Annotated in this window: 12 protein-coding genes; 4 read left to right on the top strand and 8 right to left on the bottom strand. The window is 63.9% G+C overall.

Annotation, left to right across the window (positions count from 1 at the left end):
* Positions 1-17: 17 nt before the first annotated feature.
* Entirely contained in the window at positions 18-689 is a 672-nt protein-coding gene (locus AC19YX_RS13900) for a polysaccharide lyase family 7 protein (RefSeq protein ID WP_020295333.1), read from the bottom strand.
* A gap of 319 nt (positions 690-1008) precedes the next feature.
* Between AC19YX_RS13900 and AC19YX_RS13895 the strand changes: the two genes are divergently transcribed.
* The 3 genes from AC19YX_RS13895 to AC19YX_RS13885 are packed head-to-tail and all read left to right on the top strand — an operon-like array spanning position 1009 to position 4006.
* Positions 1009-3132 (top strand): putative bifunctional diguanylate cyclase/phosphodiesterase, encoded by a 2124-nt coding sequence (locus AC19YX_RS13895; protein WP_078472758.1) that lies wholly within the window; start codon positions 1009-1011, stop codon positions 3130-3132.
* 42 nt (positions 3133-3174) lie between these two features.
* Complete coding sequence (locus tag AC19YX_RS13890) at positions 3175-3687, top strand: M48 metallopeptidase family protein (protein WP_020295335.1); 513 nt, start codon at positions 3175-3177, stop codon at positions 3685-3687.
* 22 nt (positions 3688-3709) lie between these two features.
* The gene (locus AC19YX_RS13885; protein ID WP_020295336.1) at positions 3710-4006 is read left to right on the top strand and encodes a winged helix-turn-helix domain-containing protein; all 297 of its coding nucleotides are present in this window, start codon (positions 3710-3712) and stop codon (positions 4004-4006) included.
* A 22-nt stretch (positions 4007-4028) separates the two neighbouring features.
* On the opposite strand, the gene AC19YX_RS13880 is transcribed toward AC19YX_RS13885, so the two are convergent.
* Positions 4029-4481 carry a GNAT family N-acetyltransferase gene (locus tag AC19YX_RS13880; protein WP_500606470.1) on the bottom strand — a complete coding sequence of 151 codons (453 nt, stop codon included), beginning with the start codon at positions 4479-4481 and terminating at the stop codon, positions 4029-4031.
* Between the two features lie 276 nt (positions 4482-4757).
* On the opposite strand from AC19YX_RS13880, the gene AC19YX_RS13875 reads away from it, so the two are divergent.
* Positions 4758-5495 carry a substrate-binding periplasmic protein gene (locus AC19YX_RS13875; protein ID WP_078472760.1) on the top strand — a complete coding sequence of 246 codons (738 nt, stop codon included), beginning with the start codon at positions 4758-4760 and terminating at the stop codon, positions 5493-5495.
* Between the two features lie 58 nt (positions 5496-5553).
* Here the strand turns inward: AC19YX_RS13875 and yccS are convergent, their stop codons facing one another.
* The 6 genes from yccS to AC19YX_RS13845 all read right to left on the bottom strand — a co-directional run bounded on the left by yccS (position 5554) and on the right by AC19YX_RS13845 (position 15174).
* Positions 5554-7728, bottom strand: a complete 2175-nt coding sequence (gene yccS / locus AC19YX_RS13870) for a YccS family putative transporter (RefSeq protein ID WP_078472761.1) — start codon at positions 7726-7728, stop codon at positions 5554-5556.
* A gap of 138 nt (positions 7729-7866) precedes the next feature.
* On the bottom strand, positions 7867-9045 hold the full coding sequence (locus AC19YX_RS13865; protein WP_500606469.1) for a BaiN/RdsA family NAD(P)/FAD-dependent oxidoreductase: 1179 nt from the start codon (positions 9043-9045) through the stop codon (positions 7867-7869).
* Positions 9046-9235: 190 nt separating this feature from the next.
* Positions 9236-10573 (bottom strand): ATP-dependent RNA helicase DbpA, encoded by a 1338-nt coding sequence (dbpA, locus tag AC19YX_RS13860; RefSeq protein ID WP_238596211.1) that lies wholly within the window; start codon positions 10571-10573, stop codon positions 9236-9238.
* Positions 10574-10898: 325 nt separating this feature from the next.
* Complete coding sequence (gene mdtD, locus AC19YX_RS13855) at positions 10899-12326, bottom strand: multidrug transporter subunit MdtD (protein ID WP_500606468.1); 1428 nt, start codon at positions 12324-12326, stop codon at positions 10899-10901.
* A gap of 68 nt (positions 12327-12394) precedes the next feature.
* Positions 12395-13732 (bottom strand): TldD/PmbA family protein, encoded by a 1338-nt coding sequence (locus tag AC19YX_RS13850; protein ID WP_201128374.1) that lies wholly within the window; start codon positions 13730-13732, stop codon positions 12395-12397.
* Entirely contained in the window at positions 13732-15174 is a 1443-nt protein-coding gene (locus tag AC19YX_RS13845) for a TldD/PmbA family protein (RefSeq protein ID WP_500606467.1), read from the bottom strand. Before AC19YX_RS13845 ends, AC19YX_RS13850 begins: the two co-directional genes overlap by 1 nt.
* Between the last annotated feature and the right edge of the window lie 106 nt (positions 15175-15280).

The raw sequence follows: 15280 nt of genomic DNA, 5'->3' as shown, positions 1-15280 counted from the left end.
TTTTTTGTGGGTCGGTTTCAGCCTTTGTTGTGGTCGATGTCCAGCTTGTAGAAGGTCACCTTGCCGCCTTCGCTGGTGTAGCCGGTGTTGTCCTGCACATAGACCCCGGCCTTGAAGTACAGCGGCTTGTCGCGCCAGGTGGCGCTGATCTTGTTGTCCCACTGGTAGCCGGCGGCGCTGATGCTCAGCGTGCCGCTGCGACTGAGGTGGATCAGGTAGGAGAACTCGCGGTCCAGCTTGACGTTCTCGGCGATGGTGATGACCCGGCCTTCCTTGTCGTCCGGACGCATGCGCACCTTGGCCACGATATTGCCGCTCAGCTTGCTGGTCTTGTACTGGTACTCGACCTTCACCAGCGGCTTGGTGCTGTTGTAGGCGTGGATCTGGCCGATGACGATCTTGCCCGAGGAAGGCACCTGGTTCACCGCCAGGGTCGCGTACAGCAGGTTGTCGGCGTCGGGGTAGGTCCAGTTACGCAGGGTGCCGTTGGAGTAGGTCTCGCGCAGTTCGGTGCGCGGGTAGATGGCGTTCTCGGTCTTGGAGCCGGTCACGGGGGACCAGAAGAACAGGGTGCCGGTGTTGGAGTGGAAGTACTGATCCTTGAAACCACTCACCAGTCGTGGTGTGTCGATGGTGGCCGGCGGGTTGCCGACGGGAACGCTGAGGTTCCAGGTTGCCAGGTCGATCATGGTCGGGGGTTTCCACGGTTGAGGCAGGGGCAGGCACGCAAGGCTTTAGCCTGCGGTTTTTCAGGGGTGGTCTTTATAGCGTAGAAGGCATCGCGGTTAACGCCCGTCTGGCGGATGCTTGACGTCAAGCCTTTGTCCTGGGGCGTTTTTTCCCTTGATACGGGGCTTTCGCGGGTGACCGTTAGTCGGGTGCCCGCTGCTTTGGCACGGTGATGTCCTTTTGACAGCTTCTGCTTTGCCGGATCCGGGTCTAGAGTGAAGACTCAGTTTTTGTCCGGTTTTCTTCGGTTTCCGGCCTTACGCACACAAGAGAAGCAGCATGGAATGCGCGCAACCCAAGCCAGGTGACGGCAGCTCAGTCCTTTTGATCGTTGATGACTACCCCGAGAATCTGATCAGCATGCGGGCGCTGCTGCAGCGCCAGGACTGGCAGGTCATGACGGCCGCATCCGGTATCGAGGCCCTCAACCTGCTGCTTGAACACGAAGTCGACCTGGTGCTGCTGGATGTGCAGATGCCCGGGATGGACGGCTTCGAAGTTGCGCGACTGATGCGTGGCAGCCAGCGGACACGTCTGACTCCGATCATCTTCCTGACCGCCAACGAACAATCCCAGGACGCGGTGATCAAGGGCTACGCCAGCGGCGCCGTGGATTACCTGTTCAAGCCTTTCGATCCGCAAATCCTCAAGCCCAAGGTGCAGACTCTGCTGGAACAGCAGCGCAATCGCCGTGCCTTGCAGCGCCTGAGCCACGAGCTGGAAGCCGCCCGGGCGTTCAACGCCTCGGTGCTGGCCAATGCCGCCGAAGGCATCCTGGTGGTGGGCGAGGGCGGGCTTATCGAGTTTGCCAACCCGGCGATTTCGCGTTTGCTCGAGTTCCAGGACAACAGCCTGGAAGGCAATGCGCTGCTCAGTTTTGTGCAAAAGCCGCAGATGCCGGTCTGGCGCGACTCCGAGTTCTACGCCAGCTATGCCCGGGGCGAAACCTACCGCCTGCATGACGCCACGCTCTGTACCCGCACGGGGCAGCAGGTCTCGGTGGCCCTGTCCTGCGCGCCGCTGTCCACTGAGCAGAAGGCCATGGTGGTCACGGTGCTGGACATGTCCGAGGTGCGCCATCTGCACCAGCAACTGGAATACCAGGCCGTGACCGATCCCTTGACTGGCCTGCTCAACCGCCGGGGGTTTTACCAGACGGTGGAGAACCTGCTGCTGCGCCAGGAGCGCCCGGAAAAGTCCCTGGTGCTGCTGTACCTGGACCTGGACGGCTTCAAGCGAGTCAACGATTCCCTGGGGCACGATGCCGGTGACCGGGTCCTGCGCTGGGTCTCGGAGCAGTTGCGAGCCTGCTTGCGCTCTTTCGATATCCTGGCGCGCATGGGGGGGGATGAATTCACCGCGTTGCTGGACCTGGAGCAGCCAGAGCAGGCAGCAAAGATCGCGGAAAAACTCATCGAACGGGTGTCGATCTGTCAGCAGATCGATGGCCTGGATATCGTCCTCGGCGTCAGCATCGGCATTGCTACGTACCCCGATTGCGGTGCCGATCTCGATGGCCTGCTGCGTGCCTCCGACATCGCCATGTACGAAGCCAAGCGCGCCGGACGCCAGCAGTATCGCTACTACGATCATGAAATGAACGGCCGGGCGCGCTCGCGGCTGATGCTTGAGGACAGCGTGCGCAACGCCATCAAGCACAAGGAATTCAACCTGGTGTATCAACCCCAGGTGGCGATTGCCGATGGCCGCCTGCGTGGGTTCGAGGCGTTGTTGCGCTGGCAGCACCCGAGTGTCGGCGACGTCCCGCCGGGGCTGTTTCTGCCGTTGCTGGAAGAGGCGCGGCTGATCAGTCGCCTGGGCAGCTGGATCTACCACCGCGGCGCCGCTCAGCGCCGGCGCTGGCAGGGCCTGTTCAGCGAGGACATGGTGCTGGCCATCAGCTTGAGCAACACGCAGTTCGGCTTGCCCAACCTGGTCACCGAATTGCGCCGGGTCCTTGAGCGTCACGGCCTGCAGCCCCGGCAGCTGGAGGTCGAAGTCACCGAGGAGGCCCTGCTCCAAAACCCTGACGAGACGCGCAAACAGTTGCGTCTGCTGCGTCACCTTGGGGTGCGGGTGGCGCTGGATGACTTTGGCTCGGGCGTCTGTTCCCTGGCCCATCTGCGCGACCTGGAACTCGATACCCTCAAGCTCGACCGGCACCTGATCGCGCGCTTGCCGGATTCGCCGCGCGACGCGGCGATAGCCCGCAGCACCATCGATTTGTGCAAGCAATTCGGGCTGCTGGTGATTGCCGAGGGCGTGGAAACCCTCGAGCAATATCAATGGCTGCAAGCCAATGGCTGCCAGTACGTGCAGGGCTTCCTGGTGGCGCGGCCGCTGATGGCCAGTGACGCCCGGCGCTTTGCCCAGCCCTTCGACTGGAGCGCGTTACCGGGCTGAATTCGCTACACTGGCGACCTTTCGTGACTCTGTTGCCGCCCCATGACCGCCTTGAAATACCTCCAGGCCTACCCGGCCGCTCTTCAGGAACAAATCCGCCAATTGATCGCCCAGGGGCGCTTGGGCGACTACCTGAGCCAGCGTTATCCGCAAAAGCATGGGGTGCAGAGCGACAAGGCGCTGTACGGCTATGTGCTGGAACTCAAGCAGGAATACCTGCGCAACGCGCCGGCCGTGGACAAGGTGCTGTTCGATAATCGCCTGGACCTGACCCACCGCGCCCTGGGCCTGCACACGGCGATTTCCCGGGTACAGGGCGGCAAGCTCAAGGCCAAGAAGGAAATCCGCATTGCTTCGCTGTTCAAGGAGGCCGCCCCGGAGTTTCTGCGCATGATCGTGGTCCACGAACTGGCGCACTTCAAGGAATCGGACCATAACAAAGCGTTCTACAAGCTCTGCGAGCACATGCTGCCGGGCTATCACCAGCTGGAATTCGACCTGCGGGTCTACCTCACCTGGCGTGATCTGCAGGGCAAGGCGGACGTGGTGGGATAACCCAAGCAACAAGGAGTAGGCGATGGATGTGAGCAAGACCAAAAGCAGCTTTTACCGGCGCTTGTACGTGGCGTACCTGATCGACAGCGGGCTGGCCAGCAGTGTACCGGCGCTGACCGAGGCCACGGGCATGCCCCGGCGCACCGCCCAGGACACCATCGCCGCCCTGGCGGACCTGGACATCGTCTGCGAGTTCGAGCAGCAGGATGGCGCGCGCAACCACGCCGGGCGCTACCAGGTCCAGGACTGGGGCGCGATCGACAAGGGCTGGATCGCCAGCCACCTGCCGCAGATCAAGGCGGTGCTGGGCTACCCCTGAACACCGCCGAAGCCGCGTCGGCTCAAGCCTTGCGCATGCCGATGTGGGGGATGCCGTCCTCGACGTACTCCTCGCCCGCCACGCTGAAGCCGTAGCGGCCGTAGTAGCCCTGCAAATGTGCCTGGGCCGAGAGGTAGATCGGCGTGTCGGGCCAGTACTTCTCGGCCTGCATCAGGGCGTGCTCCATCAGCGTGTGGCCCAGGCCCTGGCTGCGGGCCTCGGGCGCGATGACCACGCGGCCGATCACCACATCGCCGCCCTGGGACGTCGGGTCGAGCAGGCGCAGGTAGGCCACCAGGCGGTCGTTGTGCCAGGCCATCAGGTGGCAGGTGTCGCCGTCCAGATCCTGGCCATCGACTTCCTGATAGGCGCATTTCTGCTCGACCACGAACACCTCGGTGCGCAGCTGCAGAATGGCGTACAACTGTTCCTTGCCCAGGTCAGTGTGGTGTTTGCAGACCCAATCGATTGTCATGTTCACGTCCTGTCAAAAACTGTGCAGCGATACTAAGCGTCCCTCTCCAGGATGTCTTGCGCGGGGCGGTGGGGGCGAGGATTTATGTGAGGTGGATCAAAATGCCATCATTGTCTTGGATGGGGTCTGTCTTCTTTGTGTAATCTGCAATCGAGCGCTTTGCATTGGCTCCCATGAGCTAATGTTAGGTCCGGGTTGTGGTCACGCAGTGACCAGCAGAACCTCGGGTTCCGCCGAAATCACGCAGGGCTCCGCGCCCGCTAAGGATCTTTGAGCATGCCGCGATTGCATCGAGCGTTTGCTTTGATTGGATTGCTGTTGCTGGGCCAGAGCGCGTCCGCGGAAAAATTGCGCCTGGTGGCCGACGTCTGGCCGCCGTTTACCGATGCCACGCTGGTCAATGGCGGGCTGGCCACGGATATCGTCAGCACCGCCCTGGCCCGTGCCGGGTACCCCAGCGAGTTCGAACAGGTGCCCTGGGCCCGGGCGCTGATGGGGGTGGGCGAGGGCCGCTACGACGTGCTGGTCAACGCCTGGTACAACGATGCGCGAACCCAGTTGGGGCAGTTTTCCGCCGAGTACCTGCTGAACCGGGTGCGCTTTATCAAGCGCAAGGACGCTCCGCTGGAATACCAGGACCTCAAGCAGTTGCACGAATACCCGATTGCCGTGGTTCGCGGTTACGCCTACGCCCCCGAATTCGACAACGACCCGCTGTTGCAGAAAGTCCCGGTGCACAACTTCGCCATGGCGGTGCGCATGCTGGCGGCCGACCGGGTTCAACTGACCCTGGAAGACGAGTACGTCGCCCGCTATTACCTGGCCCGGGAATCACCGCGAGTGCGCAATGCCGTGGAGTTCGTGCCCAAGCCCCTGAGCGAAAACAGCCTGCATATCCTGGTCAGCCTGAAAAACCCGGACCACGCCAAGATCGTCGCCGGCTTCGACCGCGAAATCGCCAAGATGAAAGCCGATGGCAGTTACGACCGGCTCTTGCGCGAACACGGTATGTAGGAGAGGGACAGCGGCAAGCGGGAAGCAGTCCGCGGGCCACTTGCAGCTTGCCGCTGCTTCACTCTGCTCTTATGAGGTGGACTGCCAGGGTTCGCAGGGGCCCCAGCTGCCGGCATATGAGCGCCAGTTGGCTTTGCACCAGGCGCTGGCCTTCGTCGATTTCATCCGGCATCTGTTCCAGCTCATTGGCCAGGGCTTCTTCGGCATCGCTCTGGATGGCGATCGGGGTTTTGCTGGCCAGGCCCTGGGCGATTTCGTCGATGCTGGCTGCCAGGCTGACCCCGGCGCCTTCGATCAGGTGTTCCCGGACTTCGGCCGGCAGCTGGGTCTCGCGGTGGGCACCGAGGCCCGAGAGGTAGCTGAGCAAGGTGTGGGACAGCACCAGGAAGCGGAAGCCCACGTCCGCTTCCTTACGGAAGTGCCCGGGCTCCATCAGCATATTGGCCAGGGTAGTGGACAGCGCCGCATCGGCGTTGTGGGCGTTGCGTCGGGCCAGGCGGTAGGCCAGATCGTCGCTTTTGCCGGCGGCGTACTGCTGCATGATCTGGCGCAAGTAGATGCTGTTGCAGGTCAGGGTGTTGGCCAGCACTTTGTTCAGGCGTCGGCCCTGCCAGTCGGGCAGGAACAGAAATACCGCGAGGCCGGCGATCAGGCTGCCCAGCAGGGTATCGAACAGGCGTGGCAGGAACAGCCCATAACCGTCGCCGACCTGGTTGAAGCAGAACAGCACCATCAGGGTGATGGCCGCCGTCGCCAGGGTGTAGCGCGTGGTGCGGTTGATAAAGAACACCACGCCGGCTGCGATCGCGAACAACGACTGCACCAGCGGGCTCGGGAACAGATCGAACAGGGCCCAGGCCACGGTGAGGCCGATGGCGGTGCCGATGATCCGCTGGCCGAGCTTGCGCCGCGTGGCGCCGTAGTTCGGCTGGCACACGAAAAGCGTGGTGAGGATGATCCAGTAGCCCTGGGAGGGGTGAATCAAATGCACCATGCCGTAGCCGATGGTCAGCGCCAGCGGCAGGCGCAGGGCATGGCGAAACAGCAGCGACGTCGGCGTCAGCTGGGTGCGCAGGCGCAGCCAGACATCCTTCAGGTTGCGCGGTGAACGGTCCAGCAGGCTGCTGTCGGTGGCGTCGGCCAGGGCGTCGGGGTTGCTGGCATCGCTGAGCAAGCGGTCCAGGGTCCCGAGGTTCGCCGCCAGCGCCCGCAGCGAGCGCAGCAACCCGCGCCAGGCCGGGTTGCTCTGGATCCGCAGATGCTCCAGGGAGGCGTGCAGGTCGTTTAGGGCTTCGGCAAAGCTGGCGTCGTAGACGAACGGCTGGCGCAGCTGGATCGACTCGGCCAGGGCCCGGCAGGCCTTGCCTTGCTGACGCAGCAGGCGCTGGCAGCGGAACAATACGTCACTGTGGAAGAACGCATCGGCCAGGGCGTTGTACGGGTAGTGCGAGGAGCTGGCCCGCTCGTGGATGTCCTGGGCCAGGAAGTACAGCTTCAGGTAGCGACTGACCTTGGACCCCGGCCGGCCATTGCCGACCCGGTGCAGGATTATTTCCTTGGCCGCGTTGAGTGCAGCCACCACCTTGCCGTTCTGTTGCGCCAGTTCCAGGCGCCGGGCTTCGACGTCCAGCTGGCGGATCGGCTCGAACAGCGACGATTTGAGCTTCAGGTAATACCCCAGCTCGCGAAACAGCCGGGCCAGGCTCTGTTGCACCGGCTGGTTGGAGAACAGCGCCTGCCACAGCACCGAGAGCAGGCCGTACCAGGCGGCGCCGGCCACCAGCAGCACCGGTTCGTGCCAGAAGTCGGTGACCGCGCCGCCGCGCTGATCCACGCCGATCATGGTATAGACCGACAGAATCAGGGTCGCCGAGGCAATCGCGCCGTAACGTTCGCCGAGGGCACCGAGCATGGTCAGACCGAAGCTGGCCAACGCCAGGGCGATGACGAATATCCAGGGGTAGGGGAACAGCAATTCGACCGAGAAGGCCGCGACACTGAAGCACACCAAGGTCACGGCCAGGGCGTTGAGGCGACCCTGCCAGCTGTCGTCGGTCTCGGCCAGGGCGCTGGCGATAATCCCCAGGAACAGTGGGATCAGCAAGCCCATCTCGTCCTGGTACCAGCACAGCGCCATGCTGCCGGTCAGGGCGATAAACACCCGCACGCTGTAGCTGAATTTATCCAGTGCCCAAAGACGGCGCAGGGAGTGGCGAAAAGAGGTCGAGGACATGAAGTGGGGAGGGCCTTCCGGGGCGATCTGGGTAAATTGAGCCAGTATTGACGACGGCGCAATGGCGTCGTCACATCCTGGAGCAAAATCTGTTCCTTCCTTGTACCGCTCACGCCTCCCGAGGCAAGCGTCGCCGCCTCAGACGTACTGCGCGGCCGCGTAACCCGAAGCCCAGGCCCACTGGAAATTGAAGCCGCCGAGGTGGCCGGTCACGTCCAGTACTTCGCCGATAAAGTACAGCCCCGGGCTTTTCAGCGATTCCATGGTCTTGGACGACACTTCGCGGGTGTCGACGCCGCCCAGGGTCACTTCGGCGGTGCGGTAGCCTTCGGTGCCCGCCGGCACCAGTTTCCAGCTCGCCAGTTTATCGGCGATCTCGGCGATTTCGGCGTGGGTGTATTGCTTCATCGGCTTGGAGACGAACCAGTTGTCCGCCAGCAGGTTGGCCATCTTCTTGGTGAAGATTTCGCCGAGCAGGGTTTTCAATTCGCTGTTGGGGCGTTCGGCCTGCTGTTGATTCAGCCAGTCGAGGGCATCGTGGTCCGGCAGCAGGTTGATTTCCACGGTGTCGCCCGGTTCCCAGAAGGACGAGATCTGCAGGATCGCCGGGCCGCTGAGGCCACGGTGGGTGAACAGGATGTTCTCGCGAAAGCTCTGTTCGTTGCAGCTCACCAGGCAATCCACCGAGGTCCCGGACAGCTCGCCGCACAGCTCCTTGAGCTGGTCGGTGATGGTGAACGGCACCAGCCCGGCGCGGGTCGGCAGCAGCTCGTGGCCGAACTGCCGGGCCACCTGGTAACCAAAGCCGGTGGCACCCAGGGTCGGGATCGACAGGCCGCCGGTGGCGATCACCAGGGACGTGCACTGCAACGGGCCGAGGGTGGTTTGCAGCAGGTAGCCGTGTTCGAGCTTTTCGATCTGCTCGATGGAGGTGTCCAGGTGCAGCGTGACCCCGGCCTGGTCGCACTCGTCGAGCAGCATACCGAGGATGTCGCTGGACTTGTTATCGCAGAACAACTGGCCGAGTTTTTTCTCGTGATACGGCACGCCGTGCTTGGCCACCATGGCGATGAAATCCCACTGGGTATAGCGGGCCAGGGCGGATTTGCAGAAGTGCGCGTTCTGCGAGAGAAAATTGCCAGGTTCGGTGTACATGTTGGTGAAATTGCAGCGGCCACCGCCGGACATCAGGATTTTCTTGCCCGCCTTGTTGGCGTGGTCGAGCAACATCACTTGGCGTCCACGACCGGCAGCGGTCAGGGCGCACATCAGGCCTGCGGCGCCAGCGCCAATGATCACGACTTCGGTAGAGCGCAAAACGGTGTCCTCTAAAAGGCTGGGGTCGAGCAGTACAGCGTGTGTGTGGCGCGGGAGCTTGCCTGGGCAGCGCGGCGGGTCAGTCAAACTGTGGCCGCGGGTTTTGCGAGCGCTGCGCGCTCGAGCGGGAGCAAGCTCCCTCGCCACAGCAAGCTCCCATCTTGAGGCCCCCTTTACAGGAGGGCCGGGATCAGAGAATCCGTACCCGCAGCGAACGGCCCTTGATCTTGCCGTCGTTCAGGCGTTGCAGGGCCTGTTTGGCGATGGTGCGGTCGACCGCCACATACGCCTGGAAGTCGAAGATCGCGATCTTGCCGACCTGGGCACCGGGGATCCCGGCATCGCCGGTCAGGGCACCGAGGATGTCGCCCGGGCGCACTTTGTCCTTGCGCCCGGCGCCGATGCACAGGGTGCTCATGGCTGGCAGCAGTGGACCGCCGCCCTGGGAAGGCAGGTTGTCCAGCTGGTCCCAGTTCAGCGGGGACTTCTGCAACTGTTCGATGGCCTGGGCGCGATGGGCCTCGGACGGTGCGACCAGGCTGATGGCAATGCCTTTCTCGCCAGCCCGACCGGTTCGGCCGACGCGGTGGATATGGATTTCCGAATCCCGCGCCAGTTCGACGTTGATCACCATGTCCAGGGCATCGATGTCCAGGCCGCGCGCGGCGACGTCGGTGGCCACCAGTACCGAAGTACTGCGGTTGGCGAACATCGCCAGTACCTGGTCACGGTCGCGCTGTTCCAGGTCGCCATGCAGGCCCACGGCGGACATGCCCTTGGACGTCAGGTGGTCGACGGTTTCCTGTACTTGCTGCTTGGTGAAGCAGAAGGCCACGCAGGACTGCGGGCGGAAGTGGTTGAGCACCTTGACCACAGCGTCCATGCGTTCTTCCGGGGAAATCTCGAAGAAGCGCTGTTCGATCTGGCTGTCAGCATGGAAGGCTTCGGCCTTCACTTGCTGCGGGTCGCGCATGAACTTGGAGGCCAGTTGCTTGATGCCCACCGGGTAGGTGGCGGAGAACAGCAGGGTCTGCCGGCGCTCGGGGGTGTGGGCGATGATTTCTTCGATCGGGTCGTAGAAGCCCATGTCCAGCATGCGGTCGGCTTCGTCGAGAATCAGGGTGTTGAGGCCGTCTAGTTTCAGCGAGCCCTTGCGCAAGTGCTGGGAGATGCGACCCGGGGTGCCGACGATGATGTGCGCGCCGTGCTCCAGGGAAGCAATCTGCGGGCCGAGGGACACGCCGCCGCACAGGGTCAGGACCTTGATGTTGTCTTCGGAGCGGGCCAGGCGGCGGATTTCCTTGGCCACCTGGTCGGCCAGTTCACGGGTCGGGCACAGCACCAGGGCCTGGCAACCGAAGTAACGCGGGTTGATCGGGTTCAACAGGCCGATACCGAAGGCTGCGGTTTTACCGCTGCCGGTCTTGGCCTGGGCGATCAGATCCATCCCCTTGAGGATCACCGGCAAGCTTTGCGCCTGGATCGGCGTCATCTGGGCATAACCGAGGGAGTCGAGGTTAGCCAGCATGGCGGCGGACAGCGGCAAAGTATTAAAAGCGGTGGCGATGGTGGTCACGGGACTGGCCTGCAAAACAAAATGTCGCGCAGTGTAGCAGCCTCGCCCGCCGAACCTGCAAATTCTGGACGAGCAGCCATTGACGTTGCCGCTGCCGCCAGGCTGCGTGCCGGTGTACATCAGGAGGTATCGCGTTGTCAGCGAGGGCCAGCGCAGCCTCGCGCTACTCGGCAGCGGCTACGGGCTGTAGCCGCTGCCGAAGGCTGCGCTGGTCGGTATGGGCGCCGGTGTACGTCGGGCATATCGCGTCGAGTGCAGCGGGTCGCCTATTTGCCGATCAATGCTCGATATGTTCTTCCACCGGTTTGTTGCGCTTGCCGTCCTTGGGCGATAGCTGCAGGAAGATGGCCGCGGCCAGCGTTGCCATGATGCCCACGGTGAGGAACGTCAGCTGGAAGGCGCCGAGCACGGTATCCACCCCGTCGTTGCCGACTTCGGCGGTAAAGCCGCCGAGCAGGGCACCGGCACAGGCCACGCCCAGGCTCAGGGACAACTGCGCGACCACCGACAGCAGGCTGTTGCCGCTGCTGGCCGAGGCGTCGTCGAGGTCGATCAGGGTCACGGTGTTCATCGCGGTGAATTGCAGCGAGTTGATCGCCCCCAGCACCGCCAGCATCCCCAGCAGCAGCGGATAAGGCGTGTGCTCGGTGACCAGGCCCATGCTTGCCAGCATCAGCCCCAGGGCCAGGGTATTGCCGGTGAGGACCACGCGGTAGCCCAGACGCTCGATCAACGGACGGGCCACGGACTTGGCGAGCATGGCCGCGGCGGCCAGGGGCAACATGCTCATCCCGGCCTGGGACGGCGAGTAACCCAGGGCCACCTGCAACAGCAACGGCACCAGGAACGGCAGGGCGCCGCTGCCCAGGCGCGCGAACAGGTTACCGAGAATGCCCACGGCAAAAGTCCGCACCTTGAACAGCGAAGGCGCAAACAGCGGGTTATCGATATGCCCGGCGCGCAGCCAGTACGCGGCCAGGCAGGCCAGGCCGGCAAACAGCAGCAACATCACCCGCAGGTGCGGCAGGTGCAGCTCGCCCAGGCCTTCCATGGCAATGGTGATCAGCACCATCGCCGCGCCAAACAGCAGGAAGCCCAGGCCGTCGAAGCGCGTGCGTTCGCTGCCACGCAGGTCGGGGATAAACCGCCACACCGCGTAGCAGCCGATGGCACCCACCGGCAGGTTGATCAGGAAGATCCAGTGCCACGTCATGTACTGCACCATCCAGCCGCCCATGGTCGGGCCGATCAGCGGGCCGAGCAGGCCGGGGATGGTGATAAACCCCATGATCCGCACCAGCTCCGAACGCGGGTAGGCGCGCAGCACCACCAGCCTGCCCACCGGCAGCATCAGGGCGCCGCCCAGGCCCTGGATCACCCGGGCGCCGATCAGTTGGCTCAAGGTGTTGGACATGGCGCAGAGCAGGGAGCCGATGCTGAACAGCAGGATGGCGCCGAAGAAAATCTTCTTGGTGCCGAAGCGGTCGGCGATCCAGCCGGAAGCCGGAATCAGCAGCGCCACCGTGAGCATGTAGGCAATGACCACGCCCTGCATGCGCAACGGGTTTTCCGCCAGGTCCCGGGCCATGGCCGGCAGGGCGGTATTGAGGATGGTCCCGTCGAGGGACTGCATGAAAAACGCGATGGCCACCACCCAAGGCAGCCAGCGGGCGGTGGTGGCATCTAGAACCGGGCGTTCGGGCATAGGACCTCTAAAGGAGCAGCGCCAAGCTTTGAGCTACACGCTTGAAGCTTAGCGCTTGCAGCTGTTTTTCAAAGAGTGAGGGTCAGGCGATTGATCAGCGCTCCGGGCAGATGCGTCGAGGCGGTCTGGCGCTGGCCGTAGGTACTGGGCGACAGCAGCAGCTCGCGCTCCTGGGTCAGGGCTTCGAGCTGCGTGCCCAGCAGACTGTAGACACTGTCATCGAAACGCATGGTGCTGACCGGGGCCTGGATCTCGCCGTTTTCCACCCAGAAGGTGGCGAAGCGGGTCATGCCCGTCAGGCGCGCGGCGGGCTGGTCAGAGTAGTTCAGGTACCACAGGTTACTGATGTACAGGCCGGTGCCGAGTTGCTTGAGAATCTCCTGCTGCGGCAATTGCCCGCCGCGCATGCTCAATGCGCCGGGGTATTCGCCGCCGCTGGCGCCGTTGGTGGTCAGGCCGTATTCGGCGGCGCTGCGCGAGCTGGTCAGTTGGCCGCTGGCGGCGCCCGCGGCGATCAGCGTCACGTCCTGGCTCGGGTAGCCCTCATCGGAGAAGGCCGGGCTCAAGGAGCCGCTGACCTGTTCGTCGAGCCACACCAGCGGGCTCAGGCTGGCCTCATTGGCGTAGAGCTTCTGCAACGGGCTGTGCTTGCTGGCGATGGCCTGGGCCGAGAAACCGCCCCAGCTGAGCATGCCGACGATTTCTTCCAGGGCCGCTGGCGCCAGGTATGCGCGGTATTGCCCGGGGGCCAGGGTGCGCAGCGGCCGCCCGAGAAACGCCAGTTGCTCCCGTGCCTGCTCGAAGCGCCTGGCGAAGTCGGCGCTGTTCCACAGATCGCCGGCGTAGCTGGCCTTTACCGCCTGGCCGTTGTCGTGGAACAGGCTGAAGTCGAAGTTGAAGCTATTGGCCTGGTGCCAGCCAAAGGCCCCGGCCGAACTGGCAAAACCGCGACTGACGGGACCTGCGGCGTAGAACCCCACCAGGTCCAGGCCCGTTGCGGCGCGGCCGATTTCCGCCACCACCTGCTCGGTGTCGGGCAGTGGGCGCTCCTGCACGTTCTGACTGTGCCAGCCGTTGTGGTTGAGCAGCAGGTACGGGTCTGCGGGCAATAACGGCAGGGTTTCCCGCAGTTGTTGCAGGCCTTCGGCCAGGCGTTGCAAATCCACTTGCGGGTCGCCGGCCAGGGTGATGCTGAGGTCGGCGTGGCGGCCCTGGTCGATCAACTTGAACTCCAGACTGGCCTGCTGCACGTGCCCGGCCTGGCGTACCCGGGCGTGGTTGAAACGAATGAACGCCGAGGACTCGGCGGCGTAGCTCAGGCTGAACTGCTCCGGCTCGCGCAGGGCGTCGCGCAGCCAGTCGACCAGGGCCTTGAACTGTTCGGCCTGACTCATATCGGTGCTCATCAGGCATCTCCCCCAAACACATCAATGTTGCTAAAGACACAGGCCGGCGAAGCATGGCCGACGCGGATCACCTGGTTCGGCTCGCCCTTGCCGCAATTGGGCGTGCCCAGCACCTTGAAGGTACTGCGGTCGCCAACGGCGCTCAGGTTGCGCCAGAACTGCGCGGAGATCCCCCGGTAGTTGGGGTTCTTCACCACGCCCTTGAGCTGGCCGTTCTCGATCAACTGCGCCCATTCGCAGCCGAACTGGAATTTGTTGCGCGCATCGTCAATCGACCAGGAGCGGTTGGTGGACATCAGGATGCCGTGCTCGATCCCACCGATCAGTTGTTCCAGGGATTGCTCGCCCGGCTCGATATTGAGGTTGGCCATGCGGTCGATCGGTGCCCGGTTCCAGCCACAGGCACGGCTGTTGGCGACACCCTTCAGGCCGGCGCGAAATTGCGACAGCGCACCGCCCAGGGGCCGCAGCAGCAAGCCTTCGCGGATCAGAAACTGCTTGCTGGCGGCGCTGCCGTCATCGTCGTGGCTGTAGCTGGCGAGCTCTTCGGGGATCTCCGGGTCGAAGGTCACGTTGAGCAGCGACGAACCGTATTGCAGGCTGCCGAAGTCCTGGGCTTTGACGAAGCTGGTGCCGGCGTAGTTGCGTTCGTCGCCGAGGATCCGGTCCAGCTCCAGCGGGTGGCCGATGGACTCGTGGATCTGCAGCATCATCTGGTCCGGCATCAGCAGCAGGTCGCGCGGGCCCTGGGGGGTATTGGGCGCCAGCAGCAATTGCAGCGCCTGGTCGGCGACTTGGGCGCCGGCGCCCAGCAGGCCGCAGCGGCTGATGACATCGGCGCCGCCCTGCTGGCCGAAGTTGTCGCGGCCCAGGGTCCGGGTCTGGCTGTCGCTGCCGTCATAGGCGGTCACATCCAGGCCCGGGTAGACGAAGCGCTGGGCCTGGCGCAACTCGGCGCCGGCGCTGTTGAGGTAGATCTGCTCGACCTGGGTGATGCCGATGCTCACCTGCCAGTTGACCAGGCGCTCGTCTTTGGGCACGGCCGCGGACTCGTCGCCGAGCATCTGGTAGCAATCGCTCAGGGAAGGGAAGGGCTGGTCGAGGTTCGGCGAAAAGTAGTCGCCGCGGTCACTGGACACCGCCTGCTCGCGCAAGTCGAGCAGGGCATGCCCGGCGATCAGTCGCGCTTGCTGTTCGGCCCGTTGCAGTGCGGCTTGCAGGCCGGCCTGGGACAGGTCGTTGGTCGCGGCATAGGCTTCGACGCCGTTGACCCGCACGGTGAGCATGGCGCCTTCATCACGGCTCAGGCTGGGTGGTTCGGCCACGTTCTTGCGCACCGACAGGTGCTGGCCGGATTCACGTACATACCGCAGCGAGAAAAATTCGCCGCCCGTGCGCAAGGCAGCGAAGCGCTGCTTGAGCTGGGGGTGAAAGTCGAACATGGGTGACCTCCTGGTGAAGCGCGGCGCGCTGCGGGCCCTATCGCCAGCAAACCGGCCGCGCTAGCTACAGGCGACGGTGGGCTCGGGATAATGTCCGCGGTGCGAT

Source organism: Pseudomonas sp. MF09150 (genome assembly GCF_059862355.1).
Note: the sequence above shows the minus strand (reverse complement) of the source record. Positions and strands in the feature narration are given on the sequence as shown.